Annotated in this window: 18 protein-coding genes and 2 tRNA genes; 7 read left to right on the top strand and 13 right to left on the bottom strand. The window is 64.4% G+C overall.

Annotated features, from left to right (window positions below; translation table 11 throughout):
* Window positions 1-279: 279 nt before the first annotated feature.
* Window positions 280-771, top strand: a complete 492-nt coding sequence (coaD, locus tag ACE3SS_RS07715; RefSeq protein WP_374592591.1) for a pantetheine-phosphate adenylyltransferase — start codon at window positions 280-282, stop codon at window positions 769-771.
* Between the two features lie 52 nt (window positions 772-823).
* Window positions 824-1,105, top strand: coding sequence for a YfhL family 4Fe-4S dicluster ferredoxin (locus ACE3SS_RS07710; RefSeq protein ID WP_374592586.1), 282 nt, complete (start codon window positions 824-826; stop codon window positions 1,103-1,105).
* On the opposite strand, the gene ACE3SS_RS07705 is transcribed toward ACE3SS_RS07710, so the two are convergent.
* From ACE3SS_RS07705 to ACE3SS_RS07670, 8 genes are all read right to left on the bottom strand, one after another.
* On the bottom strand, window positions 1,102-1,539 hold the full coding sequence (locus tag ACE3SS_RS07705; RefSeq protein WP_374592585.1) for a hypothetical protein: 438 nt from the start codon (window positions 1,537-1,539) through the stop codon (window positions 1,102-1,104). The two genes, ACE3SS_RS07710 and ACE3SS_RS07705, sit on opposite strands and share 4 nt — an antisense overlap.
* Before the next feature lie 70 nt (window positions 1,540-1,609).
* Entirely contained in the window at window positions 1,610-2,242 is a 633-nt protein-coding gene (gene pth, locus ACE3SS_RS07700; protein ID WP_374592584.1) for an aminoacyl-tRNA hydrolase, read from the bottom strand.
* Between the two features lie 89 nt (window positions 2,243-2,331).
* Window positions 2,332-2,961: a 50S ribosomal protein L25/general stress protein Ctc gene (locus tag ACE3SS_RS07695; protein ID WP_374592583.1), complete on the bottom strand. Its 630-nt coding sequence runs from the start codon at window positions 2,959-2,961 to the stop codon at window positions 2,332-2,334.
* 80 nt (window positions 2,962-3,041) lie between these two features.
* Window positions 3,042-4,004: a ribose-phosphate pyrophosphokinase gene (locus ACE3SS_RS07690; RefSeq protein ID WP_374592590.1), complete on the bottom strand. Its 963-nt coding sequence runs from the start codon at window positions 4,002-4,004 to the stop codon at window positions 3,042-3,044.
* A 170-nt stretch (window positions 4,005-4,174) separates the two neighbouring features.
* Window positions 4,175-4,251 (bottom strand) — tRNA-Gln (locus ACE3SS_RS07685).
* 61 nt (window positions 4,252-4,312) lie between these two features.
* A complete protein-coding gene (ispE, locus tag ACE3SS_RS07680) occupies window positions 4,313-5,272 on the bottom strand; it encodes a 4-(cytidine 5'-diphospho)-2-C-methyl-D-erythritol kinase (RefSeq protein WP_374592582.1) in 960 nt (319 codons plus the stop codon).
* The gene (locus ACE3SS_RS07675; RefSeq protein ID WP_374592581.1) at window positions 5,272-5,889 is read right to left on the bottom strand and encodes an outer membrane lipoprotein LolB; all 618 of its coding nucleotides are present in this window, start codon (window positions 5,887-5,889) and stop codon (window positions 5,272-5,274) included. Before ACE3SS_RS07675 ends, ispE begins: the two co-directional genes overlap by 1 nt.
* 17 nt (window positions 5,890-5,906) lie before the next feature.
* Entirely contained in the window at window positions 5,907-7,826 is a 1,920-nt protein-coding gene (locus tag ACE3SS_RS07670) for a tetratricopeptide repeat protein (RefSeq protein ID WP_374592580.1), read from the bottom strand.
* 89 nt (window positions 7,827-7,915) lie between these two features.
* Between ACE3SS_RS07670 and mutM the strand changes: the two genes are divergently transcribed.
* The 3 genes from mutM to mutY all read left to right on the top strand — a co-directional run bounded on the left by mutM (window position 7,916) and on the right by mutY (window position 11,993).
* Window positions 7,916-8,764, top strand: coding sequence for a bifunctional DNA-formamidopyrimidine glycosylase/DNA-(apurinic or apyrimidinic site) lyase (gene mutM / locus ACE3SS_RS07665; RefSeq protein ID WP_374592579.1), 849 nt, complete (start codon window positions 7,916-7,918; stop codon window positions 8,762-8,764).
* 83 nt (window positions 8,765-8,847) lie between these two features.
* Window positions 8,848-10,878, top strand: a complete 2,031-nt coding sequence (locus ACE3SS_RS07660) for a dynamin family protein (protein WP_374592578.1) — start codon at window positions 8,848-8,850, stop codon at window positions 10,876-10,878.
* Window positions 10,875-11,993 carry an A/G-specific adenine glycosylase gene (gene mutY / locus ACE3SS_RS07655; protein ID WP_374592577.1) on the top strand — a complete coding sequence of 373 codons (1,119 nt, stop codon included), beginning with the start codon at window positions 10,875-10,877 and terminating at the stop codon, window positions 11,991-11,993. Before ACE3SS_RS07660 ends, mutY begins: the two co-directional genes overlap by 4 nt.
* A gap of 28 nt (window positions 11,994-12,021) precedes the next feature.
* On the opposite strand, the gene ACE3SS_RS07650 is transcribed toward mutY, so the two are convergent.
* The 4 genes from ACE3SS_RS07650 to ACE3SS_RS07635 form a co-directional block, all read right to left on the bottom strand.
* Window positions 12,022-12,642, bottom strand: a complete 621-nt coding sequence (locus ACE3SS_RS07650) for an LON peptidase substrate-binding domain-containing protein (protein ID WP_374592576.1) — start codon at window positions 12,640-12,642, stop codon at window positions 12,022-12,024.
* Window positions 12,639-13,580 carry an RNase adapter RapZ gene (gene rapZ / locus ACE3SS_RS07645; RefSeq protein ID WP_374592575.1) on the bottom strand — a complete coding sequence of 314 codons (942 nt, stop codon included), beginning with the start codon at window positions 13,578-13,580 and terminating at the stop codon, window positions 12,639-12,641. The genes ACE3SS_RS07650 and rapZ overlap by 4 nt, the downstream gene beginning before the upstream one ends.
* A gap of 62 nt (window positions 13,581-13,642) precedes the next feature.
* Entirely contained in the window at window positions 13,643-15,358 is a 1,716-nt protein-coding gene (gene recN, locus ACE3SS_RS07640) for a DNA repair protein RecN (RefSeq protein ID WP_374592574.1), read from the bottom strand.
* Between the two features lies 1 nt (window position 15,359).
* Window positions 15,360-16,235 carry an NAD kinase gene (locus tag ACE3SS_RS07635; protein ID WP_374592573.1) on the bottom strand — a complete coding sequence of 292 codons (876 nt, stop codon included), beginning with the start codon at window positions 16,233-16,235 and terminating at the stop codon, window positions 15,360-15,362.
* Between the two features lie 68 nt (window positions 16,236-16,303).
* On the opposite strand from ACE3SS_RS07635, the gene hrcA reads away from it, so the two are divergent.
* Together hrcA and ACE3SS_RS07625 are read left to right on the top strand one after the other, a co-directional pair.
* Window positions 16,304-17,323 carry a heat-inducible transcriptional repressor HrcA gene (hrcA, locus tag ACE3SS_RS07630; protein ID WP_374592572.1) on the top strand — a complete coding sequence of 340 codons (1,020 nt, stop codon included), beginning with the start codon at window positions 16,304-16,306 and terminating at the stop codon, window positions 17,321-17,323.
* Between the two features lie 61 nt (window positions 17,324-17,384).
* Window positions 17,385-17,462: transfer RNA gene (locus ACE3SS_RS07625), tRNA-Ile, on the top strand.
* An 11-nt stretch (window positions 17,463-17,473) separates the two neighbouring features.
* Here the strand turns inward: ACE3SS_RS07625 and ACE3SS_RS07620 are convergent.
* Complete coding sequence (locus ACE3SS_RS07620; RefSeq protein ID WP_374592571.1) at window positions 17,474-17,911, bottom strand: hypothetical protein; 438 nt, start codon at window positions 17,909-17,911, stop codon at window positions 17,474-17,476.
* Window positions 17,912-17,939: the final 28 nt, after the last annotated feature.

The raw sequence follows: 17,939 nt of genomic DNA, 5'->3' as shown, positions 1-17,939 counted from the left end.
CCTCGGCCTGCCGGAGGAAACCAATGATCTGTTCCTCGGTGAATCTGCTCTTCTTCATGTCCATCATTCTCCTGGTTGATGGACTTCCTCTCCATTACGCTGGTACGGCTGGGAGGGGGCAGGTCAGTTGCTCGCGCGCAGCGATGTTTGCAGATGTCTCGATCGATCTGCCACACGCCAACCAAGCCCACTGGCGCGCTTGTGTCGCTCCCGTTCGTGATGCCACTACACTGCGGCTCTGTTGCTGACCCATCACCCGAACGAGGACGCCTTGTGACGATCGCTCATCGCACGATTGCCATCTACCCCGGCACATTCGACCCCATGACACTGGGCCATCAGGATCTGATGCGTCGAGCCAGCACGCTGTTCGATCAACTGATACTGGCCGTCGCCGCAGGCCATCACAAGCGCACGATGTTCACGGTTGACGAGCGGCTCGAAATCGCTCGCGAACTGGCACAGCCTTATCCCAACGTGGAGGTGGTGGCGTTTCATGGCCTGCTGCGCGATTTCGTGGTGGGGCGAGGTGGTCGGGTCGTGGTGCGTGGCTTGCGAGCGGTAAGCGACTTCGAATACGAGTTCCAGATGGCCGGCATGAACCGTCAACTGATGCCGGATGTTGAAACGGTCTTTCTGACGCCCAGCGACCAATATCAGTTCGTATCGGGTACCTTCGTGCGTGAGATTGCCATGCTAGGGGGCGATGTTTCGAAATTTGTGGCGCCGTCCGTGTTGTCTCGTTTGAAGACGCGGGTGGCCCAAGGTTGAGCGCCGCTTCCGCGAGAGGTTGGCGTAGTGCTGGTGGAGGCAGGATTCGTTTATGGCGTTGATGATCACGGACGATTGCATCAATTGCGACGTCTGCGAACCCGAGTGTCCGAACCAGGCCATTTCGTTGGGGCCTGAGATCTACGTGATCGACCCGCAGAAATGCACCGAGTGCGTGGGGCACTTCGACGAGCCTCAATGCGTGCAGGTCTGCCCGGTCAGCTGCATTCCCGTCAACCCGCACGTCATCGAGACCCGGGCGCAGTTGCAGGCCAAATACGAACGCCTGCAGCAAGGCTCGGTGACACCGGCCATGCCTGATCAACCGGGCTAGTTTGATCGGCGGGTCGGCTTGGCCGGCCGCTTGGTTTGCACGCCGCTCGGGTCGATGGCCGTGAATGTGTCGGTCCCTGCGCTGGATCGCGGCGACTTTCTCTTCATCTTCTTGGTCGCATGTTTTGGCGGGTCCACATGCTCTGACGAGCTTCTGGCCGACAAGCTGACAGCCGAAACAGGGCGGCGTTCCTCGGCTTTCAGGTCGCGCGACAGGTCGTGTTCGGCGCGCTGATGACGGCGGGCGGCTTCATGACCTTGCTGCAATTGCTCTGCGCTGCGAGCGTCGTGCACCTCAACTGCGCGCCCTTGCTCGCAAGGCGTCGAGCTGTACTGATTGAGCGCCGGACCGCATCGGTAGACCGTTTCGGCACGCGCTGTTGTCTGGCTGGTGAGTGCGATCAACGCGCATGTCATCAACAGCATGGCGGCCATGCTGGAGTGCCGGCGAGCATGAGTGCCCGATCGTTTCATTGTGTTCTTCTCCCTGATGGTGGACGACAGCTTATTCGGGCTGCTTCTGTCCTGCGTTGTCGCCCGCCGGCGGTCGCGGGGGCTTGGGGCGGGGTGGTTTGGCGTGAATCAGCCGCACCGCGCGCTCCATGTCGCCAGCCAGAAAGGCGTCCAGGGCGGTCAGCGACTGATCGACGCAATGCTCAATGGCATCGCGCTCGGCGGCGGGTGGCTTGCGTAGCACATAGGCGGCTACCTCGCCTTTCACGCCGGGGTGTCCGATACCGATGCGCAGTCGCCAGTAGTCGGCTGACCCGAGTTGGGCATGAATATCCTTCAAGCCGTTATGCCCGGCATGGCTGCCGCCCTGCTTGAGCTTCATCTGCCCGGGCAGGAGGTCGAGCTCGTCGTGCACGACCAGAATCTCGCTGGGCAAGATCTTGAAGAACTTGGCCAGCGCGCCAACCGACTTGCCGGACAGGTTCATGTAGGTCTGCGGTTGCAGCAGCCAGATCGGGCCGTCCGGGCGATTCACTCGCGCCACGAAGCCGTGATAGCTGCGATCCAACTGCATCGATGCACGCAGGTTGCGAGCGGCGGAGTCGATCCACCAGAAGCCGGCGTTGTGGCGGGTGGCTTCGTATTCAGGGCCAGGGTTGCCCAGGCCGACAAAGAGTCGAATCATGGGAGGTGATTATCGAGCCTGAAAATTCTGACGGTACAAAGCAACAAGCCCCGCCGGGGCGGGGCTTGTCAGTGCGGCAAGAGCAGAAATTACTTCTTGCCCTTGGCAGCCTTGCCCTTGGCGGGAGCAGCCGCAGTGGCGACCGGCGCGACGATCTCTTCCACCGCGACAGGAACCACGGTGGCGATGACCGGGTTCTTGCGACCGTGGGTCAGCACCTTGACGGTGGCGTCCAGCTTCAGGTCGTCGACGTGCAGCGACTGCCCCTTCGACAGACCGCCCAGGTCAACCGTCAGGAACTCCGGCAGCTTCTCGGCCAGGCACTCGATTTCGAGTTCGCTGACGACGTGCGAGATCAGGCAGTTGTCGAACTTGACGGCCTGCGAGTTCTCCTCGTTCACGAAGTGCAGGGGCACCTTCTTCGAGATCTTGGTGGTGGAGTCAACGCGCTGGAAATCAATGTGCAGCACTTGCTGCTTGTAGGCGTGGTACTGCACATCGCGCACCAGAACCTTCTCGACCTTGCCGCCCAGTTCCATTTCGAGGATGGACGAGTGGAAGGCTTCCTTCTTCAGGGCGTGGAACAGGGCGTTGTGATCCAGCTCGATGTTGGCGGGTTGACCCGCGCCGTACACGATGCCAGGGACCTTGCCAGACACACGCAGGCGGCGGCTCGCTCCGGTCCCCTGCAGTTGGCGCTCAAATGCGACGAATTTCATCGTTGACTCCAGTTGAAAAAGCGTCCGCGACCAGACGCTGTGTTTGGCCCGTGCACCATGCCCGGGCCGTTGAAAACGGATCAGAAGTTGTTGTTCTGCTCCGCAAAGAGAGACGTCACCGATTCGCCGTCAGAAATACGGCGGATGGTTTCAGCGAACAGGAAGGCGACCGACAGCTGACGAATCTTCGGCGTGGACTGGGCTTCGTCGTTGAGCGGAATGGTGTTGGTGATGACCACTTCGTCGAGCTGCGAGGCCTTGATGCGCTCGATCGCCGGGCCCGAGAAAACCGGGTGTGTGCAGTAGGCGAGCACACTCTTGGCGTTGCGCTCTTTCAGTACTTCCGCGGCTTTGCAGAGCGTGCCGGCCGTGTCGATCATGTCGTCCATGATCACGCAGTTGCGGCCTTCGATTTCGCCGATGACGTGCATCACTTCAGACACGTTGGCTTTCGGGCGACGCTTGTCGATGATCGCCAGATCGCAACCCAGTTGCTTGGCCAAGGCACGCGCGCGCACTACGCCGCCAACGTCAGGCGAGACGACCACGAGATCTTCGTAGCGCTTTGATTGCAGATCGGACAGCAGCACCGGCGAGGCGTAGATGTTGTCGACCGGGATATCGAAGAAACCTTGAATCTGGTCGGCGTGCAGGTCCATGGTCAATACGCGGTTCACGCCGACGGCTTCGAGCATGTTGGCCACGACCTTGGCCGAGATGGGCACGCGCGTCGAGCGGGGGCGGCGGTCCTGGCGGGCATAGCCGAAATAGGGGATCACCGCCGTGATGCGGTTGGCCGAGGCGCGCTTGAGGGCGTCGACCATGATGAACAGCTCCATGAGGTGTTCGTTGGTCGGCGCGCAGGTCGACTGAACGACGAAGACTTCGCGGCCGCGCACGTTCTGCTGGATTTCAACGGTGACTTCGCCATCGGAGAATCGACCAATGGCTGCCTTGCCCAGTTCAACGCCAAGGTTGCGGGCAATTTCTTGAGCGAGCGCGGGATTGGCGTTGCCGGTGAAGAGTACGGTGTCGGACAGCATGGTGGGTCCCGTGCTAGAGGTGAGTGAACCGGATGGCGGTGAACACACCGGCAGATAAACCGGACGCGGCAAACAAAGAACGGTATCTCAACAAAAAAACCGGGACTACAAGAGTCCCGGTGGTGGTCATGGCGCGTCGATCGAACTGCGCCTGACGATTTTGTGTAGGTTGGCAGGGGAGGAAGGATTCGAACCCTCGAATGTCGGAATCAAAATCCGATGCCTTAACCAACTTGGCGACTCCCCTACACAGGATGCAGCTCGCGCAACACCCCAAAAAATCGTTTCTCGCTCGGCTCATGCTCCAGCTACGCGGCCCACTCCAGCAAGGGGTGCTGGGGCAAGCACTGGCACATGCGGCCTATCCATTCTGCGGGCAAGGCGCTCGACTCAGGCATCAAGGCAGTGGGAGCGGAGCCAAAACCGGCATCTGCGAACACCGCGCTGCCCGAGCCCGTCATTCGGCTGTTGCCGAAGCGCTTGCTTAAAAGATCCAGGGCTTGGCTCACTTCATTGCTGTAAGCCTGTGCGGGCTTTTGCAAATCGTTCTGGCCAAACCTCATGAAACTCTTTGCAGAGCCACTCAAATTTTTGTTGCCGGTTTCGGCATCAATCGCTTGAGCGTTTGAGGCTGCGAGAAAGTCTGTGACTATAGCATGCTTTGTGTCGCGAGCCAAGAGGGGGCTGCCAAAAATTGCTGAAGTCGGGATCGATGTTGCCGGTTTCACCACAGCGAGCCATTGGCTGTGAGTCGGGCTCGAGGAGGCGGGATGCGGCTCACGTGGCGGCCAATCGATCGGCGCAAGTTGCTCGCCAATGCCTTCGACCCACGCGTTGTGGCCACCGACGAAGAAGGGCACGTCGGCCCCCAGCGTGACGGCGATACGTTGCAGCTGTTCGCGTGGCCAGTGGAGACCCCATAGCCGGTTGAGGGCCAGCAGGGTGGTGGCTGCATCGGAGCTGCCGCCGCCCAGGCCGGCGCCCCAGGGCACCCGCTTGTCGATTGAGATGTCTGCGCCGATCTGCACGCCGGCTGCTTGTTGCAGCGCACGAGCTGCGCGCAGGCAGAGGTCGTCTGCGGGGAGCGCGGTTGACAGGTCGTGCCGTTGCAGTCGGGCGTCGTCGCGGCGTTCAAAGTGCAGGGTGTCGCACCAGTCGATCAACACGAAAACCGATTGCAGCAAGTGATAGCCATCTGTGCGGCGCCCGATCACATGCAGGAACAGGTTGATTTTGGCGGGGGCAGGCAGGTCGTAGAGGGCGCGCATCAGCGAGGATCTGAGGCTGGATGAGGGACGGACGCGGGCAAGGTGTCGGCGGTCGCGTCGAGCTTGACGCGTACTTCGATGCGGTCGGGCTCGTCGCGCGAGGCCATGATGAATCGGTCGGCCCAGCGGTTGAGGTTGACAACCCAGCCCATCTGCGTGAAGCCGCGGTCCGGCGGGGGCAAGGGGACGCTGGCGATGTTGTCGGCGGGGTTGCCTTGCAGCCAGCTCATCATGGCGCCGATTGGCAGGCTCTGGCCGAGGGCTTCGCGGGTCAGCGTGACGAGGTGTCCGCTTTTGCGTTGACCGTCAGGGCCGATCAACTCGGCTCGCTCCCCCAGCCACCGCGCCTGGGCCATGCGGGTGCCGAGCGGGGTGCTCAGGTTGAGCAGGCCATCATCTGGGCGACCTTCGAGTTCGAATTGAGCCGTCACCGACTGGGCCGGCTCGACGCTGCCCACGCCGGGCTCGACCCGCACGTTGATGCGGCCTGACAGGCTGACGCCGCCAGGCTGAGGCTCGGCCGGCAGCCGGCTCGGCGGGGTGGTGCAACCCAGCATGGCGCCGAGCGACAGCGCGATGGCGGCTGCAAGTAGCCGCCGCGCCGCGCTGCGCTTCATCGCAGCCGGGGCCTGGATCACAGGCTCACTTTCAGGCGCTGCAGGGTTTCTTGCAGTGTCTCGTTGGCGGATTCCTTGGCCTGGCCGTCGCGCCAGATGGCGCGGGCTTCGTCTTGCTTGCCCTGGTGCCACAAAACCTCGCCGAGGTGCGCCGCGATCTCGGGGTCGGGGCGCGACTTGTAGGCTTCTCGCAGCAGGCGCGCGGCTTCGTCCAGATGGCCGAGTCGGAATTCGACCCAGCCCAGGCTGTCGGTGATGAATGGGTCACCGGGGGACAATTCCAGAGCTTTGACCACCAGTTGACGCGCTTCGGTCAGGCGCAGGTTGTGGTCGGCCAGGCTGAAACCCAGGGCGTTGAAGGCGTTGGCGTTGTTGGGCTGCAAGGCCATCACGCGACGCAACAGGCGCTCCATGTCGTCGTAACGTTTGAGCTTTTCGGCCAGCATGCCTTGTTCGTACAGCAGGTCGGCATCGTTGGGGTAGGTCTTGTTGCCCTCTTCGAGGACGGCGTAGGCCTCGCGCCAGTGCTGGGCGTCGCGCAGCAGGGTGGTTTCGGCAAGCACCTTGGAGCGTGCTTCTTGCGCGTCTTTGGCGGGAGCCTGTCGGATGAGTTCGCGCGCGTCGTTGATGCGGCCTTGTTTTTGCAGGATGTAGGCGCGACGCAACTGGATCGGCAGGCCACCGGCTGCTGGTGGGATCTTTTGCAGCCAGGCCTCGGCTTCGTCCAACTGGCCGTTTTGCTGAGCGGCTTGCGACAGCAGCAAATACGCCTGGTTGTCTTGCTCGTTGCCGGTGCTGATGACCGATGCCAGTACGCGGGCCGTGTCGGGGTTGGTGTCCGCATCGCCGTCGACGCCGTCTGCGGGCGCCGCAGATGCTGCTTTGGCACGGTGGGCGTCGCGCAGAGCCAGGAAGTGGCGTACCGCGGCTTCGGCTTCCTTGGGTTGATGCAGGTCGAGCCGTGCAGCGCCCAGCGTCAGCCAAGCCGTTTCGTAGTCGGGAGCCAGTTGCGTGACCTGTTCCAGCTGGCTGGCGGCCTCGGCCAATCGCTGGGTTTCGATCAGCTTGCGCGCGTAGGCCAGTCGAATGACCGGATTCTTGGGTTTGGCATCGAGCTCGGATTTCAACAGCTCTTCGGCGCCCGGCGCGCGGCCGATCAGATCGGCTGCCAGCAGGGCGGCCCCATCGTCGGCCGGATTGGCGGCAAGTCCCTTGCGGGCGGTGTCGAGTGCACGCGCCGCGTCGCCTGCGGTCAGCCAGCCACGCCCGCTGGCCACCCACGCTGCCGAGGCGGTTTCGGGTGCGGCGCGATAGGGCGATGTGATGTCGTCGATGAGCTGTGCGGCTTGCTTGCGGTCGGACACACGAGCCAGAAAGCGCGGGATCGACGCCACGGCGCCAGCGCGGGTGTCGGGTGGCGTCAGGTTGATCGCGGCACGCAGCGGCTCGGCGGTTTCACCTGGGCGGTTGAGCGCCAGCAGGATCTGCGCAACGTATTCGCAAGCTTCGCGCGACTGGGGTTGCGACACACGCCAAGCCTTGGCGGCACTCAACGCCTGCTCGCCGGCCTGGGCCCGCAACGCGATCTCGACGGCTCGCTGATACAGCCGGTCGTCTTGCGTGCGGCGGGCCACGTCCAGAATGGGCTGGAAGGCGTTGCCCAGGTTGCCCCGGCGCAGTTCGAGTTCGCCGAACAGCAGCTCGTAGAACGTCTGCGCGTCCAGCGCCGACCGGATCACTGCCGGAGCGGCTGGTTGCGCGACCTGGCCGGTGGCCGACCGCGGCAAGGTTTCGCTGGGCGCGGCCAGCGCGGCGTGGCATGTCAGGCCCAGTGCACAGACCAGGCCGAGAGGGGTAAACCACTGCGGAGTCGACCGGCGCCGCGCACGGATGGCAGAGAAGGCGGGCGTGGCGAGGGAAGGTCGATCAAGCGGCATGGAGGCTCCTGTTTGCGCTGATTCTATTGAGAGCTCAGCGGAGTCAACGTTCCATCTGACGGGGAGCCGTCATGCAGATAATGTGACCCATGCCTGAGTTGCCTGAAGTAGAAGTCACCCGCCAGAGTTTTGCCGATCGCATTGACGGCGCGCGCGTCGAAGCGGTGCGCGTGGGCAAGCCGCTGCGCTGGCCGCTCGGCGTGGCTCCGGCCGAACTGCTGGGCGCCGAGGTGGGGGCGGCATCGAGGCGCGGCAAATACATCTGGCTGCCACTGCGCCGCGCGGCCGGGCGAGGGATCGACGGCGGTTTGTTGCTGCACCTGGGGATGTCGGGGTCGTTGAGCTTCAGTTCGACGTCGGCTCCGGCCGGAGTTCACGATCATTTCGATCTGATCACGTCGAGCGGCGTGCTGCGCCTGACCGACCCCCGGCGCTTTGGCGCGGTGGTCTGGAGTCCGGCGCTGGATCAGCCTCCCGCCTCCCGCTTGCTGGCTGCTTTGGGGCGCGAGCCTTTCGACCCAGCGCTGACCGGGGCTGATTTGCACACGGCTTGGCGCGGCAAGCGAGTGTCGGTCAAGCAGGCTCTTTTGGCGGGTGACGTGGTGGTGGGGGCTGGAAACATCTACGCTTGTGAAGCCCTGTTCATGGCGGGGATCGACCCGCGTCTTCCTTGTGGGCGATTGAGCCGCCCGCGTTGTGACCGCCTGCTCGAAGCTGTCCGCGCCGTGCTGCGTCGCGCGCTCGAGGTGGGGGGCACCAGTCTGCGTAATTTCAAGGATGCTCACGGTGACCCTGGAGCCTTTCAGTTCGAGGCCAAGGTGTACGGGCGAGAAGGTCAGTCCTGTACGACATGTGGCGTAGCTTCGGGCGTCAAGATCCGGCGCGTCGTGCAGGGGCAGCGCTCCACCTTTTTTTGCCCGGTTTGTCAACGCAGGTAAAAGTGACGCGGCTGTGTAAAAGCGCTGCGATACCATGGCTATTTCGTAGTTAGATGCGTGGATAAAGACCGCAGCATCGCGATATGACGCAAACCTTCGCCAGCCAACTGGATGCCCTGAGCGCGTGGCGCTCGGCCATCGACACCCAACTGGGCCAACTGGGCCGTTTTGCACGCGAGCACGATCTGCTCGACGACGATGCCGCCGAGTGGTTCGACGCCATGCGAGTGCGGCTGGCGGGCGACAAACTGATCGTGGCTTTCGTCGCCGAGTTTTCGCGCGGCAAGTCCGAGTTGATCAACGCCATCTTCTTTGCTGGCTCTGGGCGCCGCATGCTGCCGGCCACGCCGGGGCGCACCACGATGTGCCCGGTCGAGCTGTGCTACGACGCCGACGAGCCGATTGGCTTGTCGTTGCTGCCCATTGAAACGCGGCTTGAAAACATCTCGCTCACCGAGTTGTACAAGCAGCCCAAGGTCTGGAAGTGCATCGAGATCGATCTGAACCAGCCCGACCAGATGGCGCAGGCCCTGACCGAGGTGATGCGTACCCGCGCCGTCTCGGTCGAAGAAGCCCGCGCACTGGGTTTCTGGGACGACGAGCGCCCCGACGACAACCCGCCGCCCGATGCCAATGGTCTGGTCGATGTGCCCGTGTGGCGTCACGCCCGCATCAATCTGCCGCACCCGCTGCTCAAGCGGGGGTTGGTGGTGCTCGACACCCCGGGCTTGAACGCGATCGGTACCGAGCCCGAATTGACGCTGGGTTTGCTGCCCACCGCCCATGCCACGGTGTTCATCCTGGGGGCCGACACCGGGGTGACCAAATCTGACCTGAGCATCTGGCGCGACCACCTCAGCGGGCCGGCGCTGGCGCGTTTTGTGGCGCTCAACAAGATCGACGCTCTGGCTGACCCTCTGAGCCCGCCCGCTGTCACGCTCAAACTGATCGAGCAGCAATGCGACAACGTCGCCCGTGACCTCGGTTTGCAGCGCGATCACATCTTCCCGATCTCGGCGCGCCAGGCGCTGGCGGCGCGGGTCGAAGGCAACGCCGATCTGCTGCAGGGCAGCCGCATTCTGGCGCTGGAGCAGGCGCTGTCCGAGGGCTTGCTGCCCAAGCGGCGTGAAACCCTGGAGCTGGCTGCGATCGAAGGCGTGCGGCAGTTGCAGTCGCGCATCCAGCGCCGGCTGTCTGATTCGCGTCGGCAAACGGCCGAGCAATTGCTGGAGCTGCGCGGTTTGCGCGGCAAGAGCGGTGGCAAGGTCCAGATGATGCTGCAGCGTGCACAAGCCGAGGCGGCGGAATTCGAGGCCTGCACGGCCAAGCTCTCGGCCATGCGCAGCGTCCACAGCCGCATGCTCAAAGATGCGCTGGTGGGCATCGCCAGCGACAAGCTGCGCGAGCCGGTCGATCGTTTTCAAGAGGCGCTCAGCGGCTCGTTCCTGCAGCTGGGAGCCAAGAAGGCCTTCACCGAGATGTGCGCGCAGCTGCGCCGCATCATCGAGGTGGCGCAGGTGCGGTCCAACGAGATCCACGCCATGCTGACGCCCACCTTTGCCAAGCTGAACGCCGAATACGGGTTCGGCTTGTCGCTGGATCCGGCGCCCAACCTGCTGCGCTTCGCCGACGACCTCACCACCATCGAGCGCAATTACGTTCAATACCTCGGCTTGGGCCAGGCCATCAAGCTGGCCCAACCGAAGTTCCAGGCGCAGTTCCGCCGCATGCTGGTGTCGCGCCTGCGCGTGGTGTTCGAGAACGCCAGCGGCGAGCTGGAGCTCTGGAACAAGACGGCCTCGGCGCAAGTCGATACGCAGTTGCGCGAACGCCGCCGCACTTTCAAGCGTCGCCAAGAATCGCTCGAGCGCATCCAGACGGCCGCCGGCGAACTCGAAGAGCGTTTGGCCGAACTGCAGGCGCAGGATGATCGCACGCAGCAGATTCAGACGCGCCTGGCCACGCTGGTCGATGCCGTGAACGAGCAGGCGCGCAGTCCGCTGCCGCTGGCGCGTGCCAGTTCGGCCGATATTCCGCTCGATCCGCCGAGCGGTGCCGGGCATCTGCGCTTGATCGAGCCGTCGCGCGAGCCTGGGCTGCAAGCTCAGGCATGAGCCGCGCGCGTTCGACCAAACCCACCGATCTCACTGCTCGCGCACAGGCTTGGCAAGGCAGCTTTGCCGGCCAAGTCGTGGCGTGGCAGCGCACCCACGGGCGCCACGACATGCCGTGGCAGAAGCTGCGCGATCCGTATCGTGTCTGGCTGTCCGAGATCATGCTGCAGCAAACCCAGGTCAGCACGGTGCTGGGCTACTACGCCCGCTTTCTGCAGCGCTTCCCGACGGTGGCCGATTTGGCGGGCGCGTCGCTCGACGACGTGCTGGCCGAGTGGGCAGGGTTGGGCTACTACAGCCGGGCGCGCAATCTGCATCGCTGCGCCCAGGCGGTGATGGCCGATCACGGCGGAGCGTTCCCGCGCAGCGCGCACGAGCTGGCGCAGTTGCCAGGCATCGGGCCGAGTACCGCGGCAGCCATTGCCGCGTTTTGCTTTGACGAGCGCTCTGCGATTCTCGATGGCAACGTCAAGCGGGTGTTGTCGCGAGCCTTGGGTTACGGCGAAGACCTGGCCGAAAAGCGCCATGAGCGAGCCCTGTGGGCTTGCGCTGACGCACTGCTGCCTCAACGGGCGGCTGACATGCCGGCCTACACCCAGGGCTTGATGGATCTCGGTGCCACTGTTTGCAGCTTGCGCAAGCCGACCTGCATGGCATGTCCGCTGCAGGCCGGGTGCGTGGCGGCCGGCGAGGGGCAGCCCGAGGCCTATCCCGTCAAGACACGCAAGTTGCAGCGCAAGCAGCGCGAAAACTGGTGGCTCTGGCTGGAGCGCGATGATCATGTCTGGCTCGAGCAGCGACCGAGCACGGGTGTCTGGGCAGGCCTGTGGAGTCTGCCGATGTTCGATACCGAAGCGGAGTTGCTTGCCACCGTCGAGGCCATGTTGCCGGTTGGCTTGCGCCGCGCGGGGCGCGATCAGTTGGAGCCGCAGCCGATGATCGAGCACGCCCTGACGCACTTCGATTGGCGCCTTCATCCCCGTCGGCTGGTGTTGACTGCGCGGAGCGAGCCGATGCTCGGCGTGGCCGAGCGTCAGCAAGGTGTGTGGGTTTCGCGCTCCGACTTGTCGCGCTACGGTTTGCCGGCGCCACTCAAGCGCCTGCTGGCGGTGTGAGGGCCACGGCGGGGCGATCGCGGGTGGTTTAGCCGACCACGCCCTTGCTGCGCAGGAATTCGTCGACCAGACGCAGCCGGACCAGCGGGTCGGGCAGCTCCATCAGGCGCTGACGGGCTTCTTGAGACAGTGGCAGCAACTCGCACCATCGGTTGGCCACCCAGCCAGCCTGCTCGTAGCGGAACGGCTCCAGCGCCGGGTTGACGCCTTGCGAATGCAGCTTCTTGATGGCCTGCGACAGGCTCACCACGCTGCGTGTCAGCTCGGGCGTCGGGGCGATATCGCCGTCACCAGCCAGCCAGGCGACATCGGCAATCCACAAACCGTTGTCCTGCTGCCGGCTCGACAGCTCCTCGAAGCGTTGCCCGCCGCGGCAACGGACCTTCAGGATGCCGGTCTGTTCGCTGTTGACGTCAAGCAATTCCGCCACGCAACCGATGCTTTCGAACTGGACGACCTCGCCGGCTTGCCGCACCTCCTGGCCTTGTTTGATGCCGATCACGCCGAAAGGCCGCTGCATGCGCAGGCATTCGCCGATCAGATCGAGGTAGCGCGCCTCGAAGACCTTCAGGCTCAGCAACCCGTCCGGAAAGAGTACCGCGCGCAGTGGAAACAGCGGCAGTTCGGCGCGATCCCCCGGCTTGCTCATGAGCGATGTGCCATCTCGCGGGCGCCGAGTTCGCGATGACGCACCAAGGTGGTGGCCTGGCGCTCGAAGCGGCGATGGAGCTGCTCGGCCAGATAGACCGAGCGGTGCTGTCCGCCGGTGCAGCCGATGGCGACCGTGACGTAGCTGCGTTGATCGTTCTTGAGGGTGGGCAACCAGCGCTCCATGAAGTTCTGGATCTGATCAAGCATTTCATCGACCTCGGGCTGCGCGCGCAGGAATTCGGCAACCGGCGCATCGCGTCCGGTCAGCGGACGCAGCTCGCGAACGTAGTGAGGGTTGGGCAGCATGCGGACGTCGAACACGTAGTCGGCATCGAGCGGCACGCCATGTTTGAAGGCAAATGACTCGAACACCAGCGTCAGGGTCGACGCATGGGCTTCGACCAGGTTGCGCACCCAGGCGCGCAGCTGGGCAGGGCGCAGATGACTGGTGTCGATCACGGTGGACACCTCGCGTACCGCGCTCAGCAACTCTTGTTCGAGCTGGATGGTCTCGATCAAGGCGTGCTGCAGGTCGCCCTCGCTTTGGGCGGTTTGCGCGAGCGGGTGAGGGCGTCGCGACTCGGAGTAGCGGTGCACCAGCGCGTCGACGCTGGCATCGAGAAAGATCGAGCGAAACGACACCCCTTCGTCGCGTAGCTGGGCCATGCGGGGCAGCAGTTGCGTGATCGATGCACCGGTGCGGACATCGACGGACACTGCCACGCGGCGTGGCTCCGGTTCGCGGTTGCGCTCGAGCATGATGAAGTCGCGCAGCATCTCGACGGGCAGGTTGTCCACGCAGAAGAAACCGGCATCTTCGAGCGACTGCATGGCCACCGACTTGCCCGAGCCGGAGATGCCCGTGACGACCACGATGTCAAGAGCGGCGGGGGAGGGGCGGGCGGACTCGGCGACCGGAGGCGTGTGTGCGGACATGTTCGACAGCGTAATGCTTTTGATGGCGCCTGTGGGCGGAGAGGGGTCGGGGTTTTCTGCGCTCAGGCGTGTGTTTTCCGGGTGCGGGTCGGTGCGGGCGGGGCAAGCATCTCGCGGGCGTGGGCCAGACCGGCCTCGGTCAGCTGACCGCCGAGCATGCGGGCGATCTCGGCCACGCGGGCGTCGCCAGAAACCGGGGCAATGCTGCTGGTGGTGACGCCATCGTTGGCGCTCTTGGCGACCACGAAGTGATGATCGCCACACGCGGCCACTTGTGGCAAGTGCGTGACGGCCAGCACCTGATAGTCGGCACCCAGGCGCTGCAGCATGCGGCCGACGGTCTCGGCAACGGCTCCGCCGACGCCGGAGTCGATCTCGTCGAAGATCAGCGTGGCCGCGCCAGGCTCGCCAGCGTCGTCGGCCTGATCGTGGCGGGCACACACGGCGATCGCCAGCGCGATGCGCGACAACTCGCCGCCCGATGCAACCTTGCCGAGTGGGCGCGGGGTACTTCCGGCATGGCCGGCCACCATGAATTCGACCGTTTCATGGCCCCACGACTGTGGCTCGTCAAGTGTTCGAAGGGCAATCTCGAAGCGGCCGCCACCCATGCCCAGCGTTTGCATGGCCTGGGTAACGGCGGCTGCCAGCTTGGGTGCAGCTACGTGACGCGCACTCGACACCACCTGGGCCTCCCGCTCATAGGTCGCGCGTGTCGAGGCGGCTGCACGCTCAAGGCCGTCCAGATCGGCGGCTGCGTCGAGCGCGCGCAATTCGTCTCGCCAGCCTTGCAGCGTGGCGGGCAGTTCGTGTGGCGTCTTGCGATAGCGTCGCGCCAGGCTCATCCAGCTGCCCAGTCGCTCGTCGAGAGAGGCGAGCCGGTCGGGGTCGAGCTCGGTGTGGCGCAGCGCGGCGTTGATGCTGTGGGCGGCGTCCTGCAATTGAGCCTGCGCGCTGCGCAGCACGGCCAGCGCGTCGGCAAGCTGGGGCTCGAAGTCGGCTACCGATTGCAGCGACTCGATGGCGCGAGAGGTCTGCGAATCGGCTGATTCGTCGGCTTCGCTCACGGCATCGAGCGCCAATTGCGCGGCGTCGAGAATGCCTTGCGCATGACTCAACCGCGTGTGTTCGGCATTCAGTTCGTCCCACTCGTCGGGCTGGGGGCTGAGCTTGTCGAGCTCGTTGATTTGCCAGCTCAGGCGCTCGCGTTCGCGGTCCAGTTCGGCATGGCGCGAGCGGGCGTCGTCGAGCTGGCGTTGCGCCATGCGCCAGGCTTGCCAGGCTGTCAGCAGGGCCGAGGTGTCGATGTCGGCATGCGCGTCGAGCAGGCTCCGAACCGAATCGGCGCGGGTCAGGCTTTGCCAGGCATGCTGGCCATGGATGTCAACCAGTCGCTCGCCGAGGTCGCGCAGTTGCGTCATGGTGGCGGGGCTGCCGTTGATCCAGGCGCGACTCTTGCCTTGCGCATCGATGCCCCGGCGCAGCAAGAGCGGCTCTCCAGGGTGATCCAGTCTCGCGAAGCCCGCTTCTTCGAGCCAGGCTTGCAGCGAGGCGGTCAATGCGGCGGGCGGCTCGAACTCGGCGCAGACCTCGGCTCGAGTCGCGCCCTCGCGCACCACGCCTGCGTCGGCGCGGTTGCCCAGCGCCAATTGCAGGGCATCGATCAGGATGGACTTGCCAGCCCCGGTCTCGCCGGTGAGAACCGAGAAGCCGCGCTCGAAGTCGATTTCGAGCGCTGGCACGATCACGAAGTCGCGCAGCGTCAGACGCCGAAGCATCTCAACTCACCCCTTCGTTCCAGCGCAGCTTGCGACGCAGCGTGGCGTAGTAGCTCCAGCCCCGTGGGTGCAGGAAGCGCACCCGGTGCGTCGAGCGGCGCACCACGATGCGGTCACCGTGCAGCAGCGAGGCCAGCGACTGCATGTCGAAGTTCATGCTGGCGTCGCGGCCCGCGACGATCTCTATCGAGATTTCACCCGAGTCGGGCAGCACGATGGGCCGATTCGACAAGGTGTGCGAGGCGATCGGCACGAGTACCCAGCCGGCAATGCCGGGGTGCAGGATCGGGCCGCCCGCCGACAGGGCATACGCTGTCGAGCCCGTGGGGGACGACACGATGAGGCCGTCGGCCCGCAGGTTGGCGACGAACTGCCCCTGCACCTCCACCTTGACCTCGATCATGCTGGCCGTGGCGCCGCGGCTGACGATCACCTCGTTGACCGCGAACCCCTCGTAGATGGCGTCGCCGTCGCGCACCACCGAGCCTTCGAGCATCGAGCGGTGTTCTTCTTCGTAGTCGCCCTTGATCACGGCGCTCAACGTGTCCTTCCATTCCTTCATCGGAATGTCCGTGATGAAGCCCAGGCGACCGTGGTTGATGCCCACCAGCGGGATGTTGTAGCGCGCCAACTCGCGGGCAACGGCGAGCATCGTGCCGTCGCCCCCCACCACGATGGCCAGATCGCAGTGCGCGCCGATCTCGGCCGGCGAGAGGGCGGGGTAGTCGGTGATGCCGGTGTTGCGCGCCGTGTCAAGTTCAAGCGCCACCTCGACGCCCGCGCGAACGAGGTAGTGGGCGATGTCTTCGAGCAGGGGGCGGACGCCGCGGGCCTGGTATTTGCCTACCAGGGCGGCATGTCTGAAGCGGCTGGGCATGCGCAGAATTACACCACAGCGATGTGTCCGGACCATGGCCGCGCAGGCCGCGTCCTACAATCGTTTTCATGCTGGACGACCGCTCGAAATCGCTGCTCAAAACCCTGGTTGAACGCTACATCGCTGATGGGCAGCCGGTGGGCTCGCGCACGCTGTCGAAGGCGTCGGGGCTGGAGCTTTCGCCGGCCACCATTCGCAATGTGATGGCCGACCTCGAAGAGCTGGGTTTGATTGCCAGCCCGCACACGTCGGCAGGACGCATCCCGACGGCGCGGGGCTACCGCCTGTTTGTCGACACCATGCTCACCGCGCGCCCGCACGTATCCGAAGCCGTGCCGGCCGATGCCCGCGAGCAATTGCAGCCCGATCAGCCCCAGCGGGTGATCGCCAATGCCGCGCACATCTTGTCCAGCCTGTCGCAGTTCGTGGGCGTGGTCACCGCGCCACGCAAGGCAAACGTCTTCCGGCACATCGAGTTTCTGCGGCTGTCGGAGCGTCGCATTCTGGTCATATTGGTGGCGCCCGACGGCGACGTGCAGAACCGAGTGATCTTCACCGCGCAGGACTACACGCAATCCCAGCTGGTGGAGGCCAGCAACTATCTCAATGCCCACTGCGCAGGGTTGAGCATCGAGGTGGTGCGCGAGCGGCTGCGTGGCGAGATCGATCAATTGCGCGGGGAGATCGCGCAGCTCATGCATGCGGCGGTCGAGATCGGCAGCGAGGCGGTGGCCGCGAGCACGGATCAGGTCGTGGTGGCCGGCGAGCGCAATTTGTTGACCGTGCAGGATTTCTCAGGCGACCTGGGCTCGCTGCGCCGCATGTTCGACTTGTTCGAGCAGAAAACGCAATTGATGCGGCTGCTGGAAGTGTCGGGGCGCGCGGAAGGCGTGCGTATCTACATCGGGGGCGAGAGTCAGATCGTGCCGATCGAGGAGCTGTCGATCGTCAGCGCACCCTACGACATCGATGGGCACATGGTGGGCACTCTGGGTGTGATTGGCCCGACGCGCATGGCCTACGATCGCATGATCGAGATCGTCGACATCACGGCTAGGCTGGTGTCGAGCGCCCTGAGCCAGAAGTAGTGCGGGCCTGATGCCCTCTACAATCGCGGCTCCTCGGTTGCCGACCCGGTAGTCGAGCCGGGGGCCGCTAGCTCATGTTGGTTAGAGCAGCAGACTCATAATCTGTTGGTGCCGTGTTCGACTCACGGGCGGCCTACCACTCCACCCCTGTCAAGGCGCAGACGCAGGCTCCGACGATGCCGAGGCCGATGCAGCGGGAGCATGAACCACCACGCCGGGCGACAGCGAGATGTCGTCGACGGCGGTGACCTTGGTCACGTAATAGCGCGTGTCGCCGAAGCAACTGGTCGGCAGGCCAACCTTCTCTTCGTAGTGCAGCGATACGCGCTTGCCGATGAACTTGTTGAGATCGGCGGCCACCGCGTCATCCCATATCGTGAACTGGAACTTCTCGAGCGGTGCGCCGGGTTGCGAAACCAGCGCGAGTTCGCCTTCCCACGTCTTGCACACCCAACCCTTGCGCGACAGTTTCTGGATCCAGCCGGCGCGTTCGCCCTCGGAGTAACTCCAGTTCATGGCCGCCATCAGGTACAGCACCGACAAAGCGATGACGGCGATCAGGGCAATCAGGATGCGTTTGGCAGTCATGGGCGGGGAGCAAGTTGAGTCGCTGATT

This window comes from Aquabacterium sp. (assembly GCF_041915145.1).
GTDB lineage: Bacteria > Pseudomonadota > Gammaproteobacteria > Burkholderiales > Burkholderiaceae_C > Aquabacterium.
This window is presented reverse-complemented; position numbering and strand designations above follow the sequence as displayed.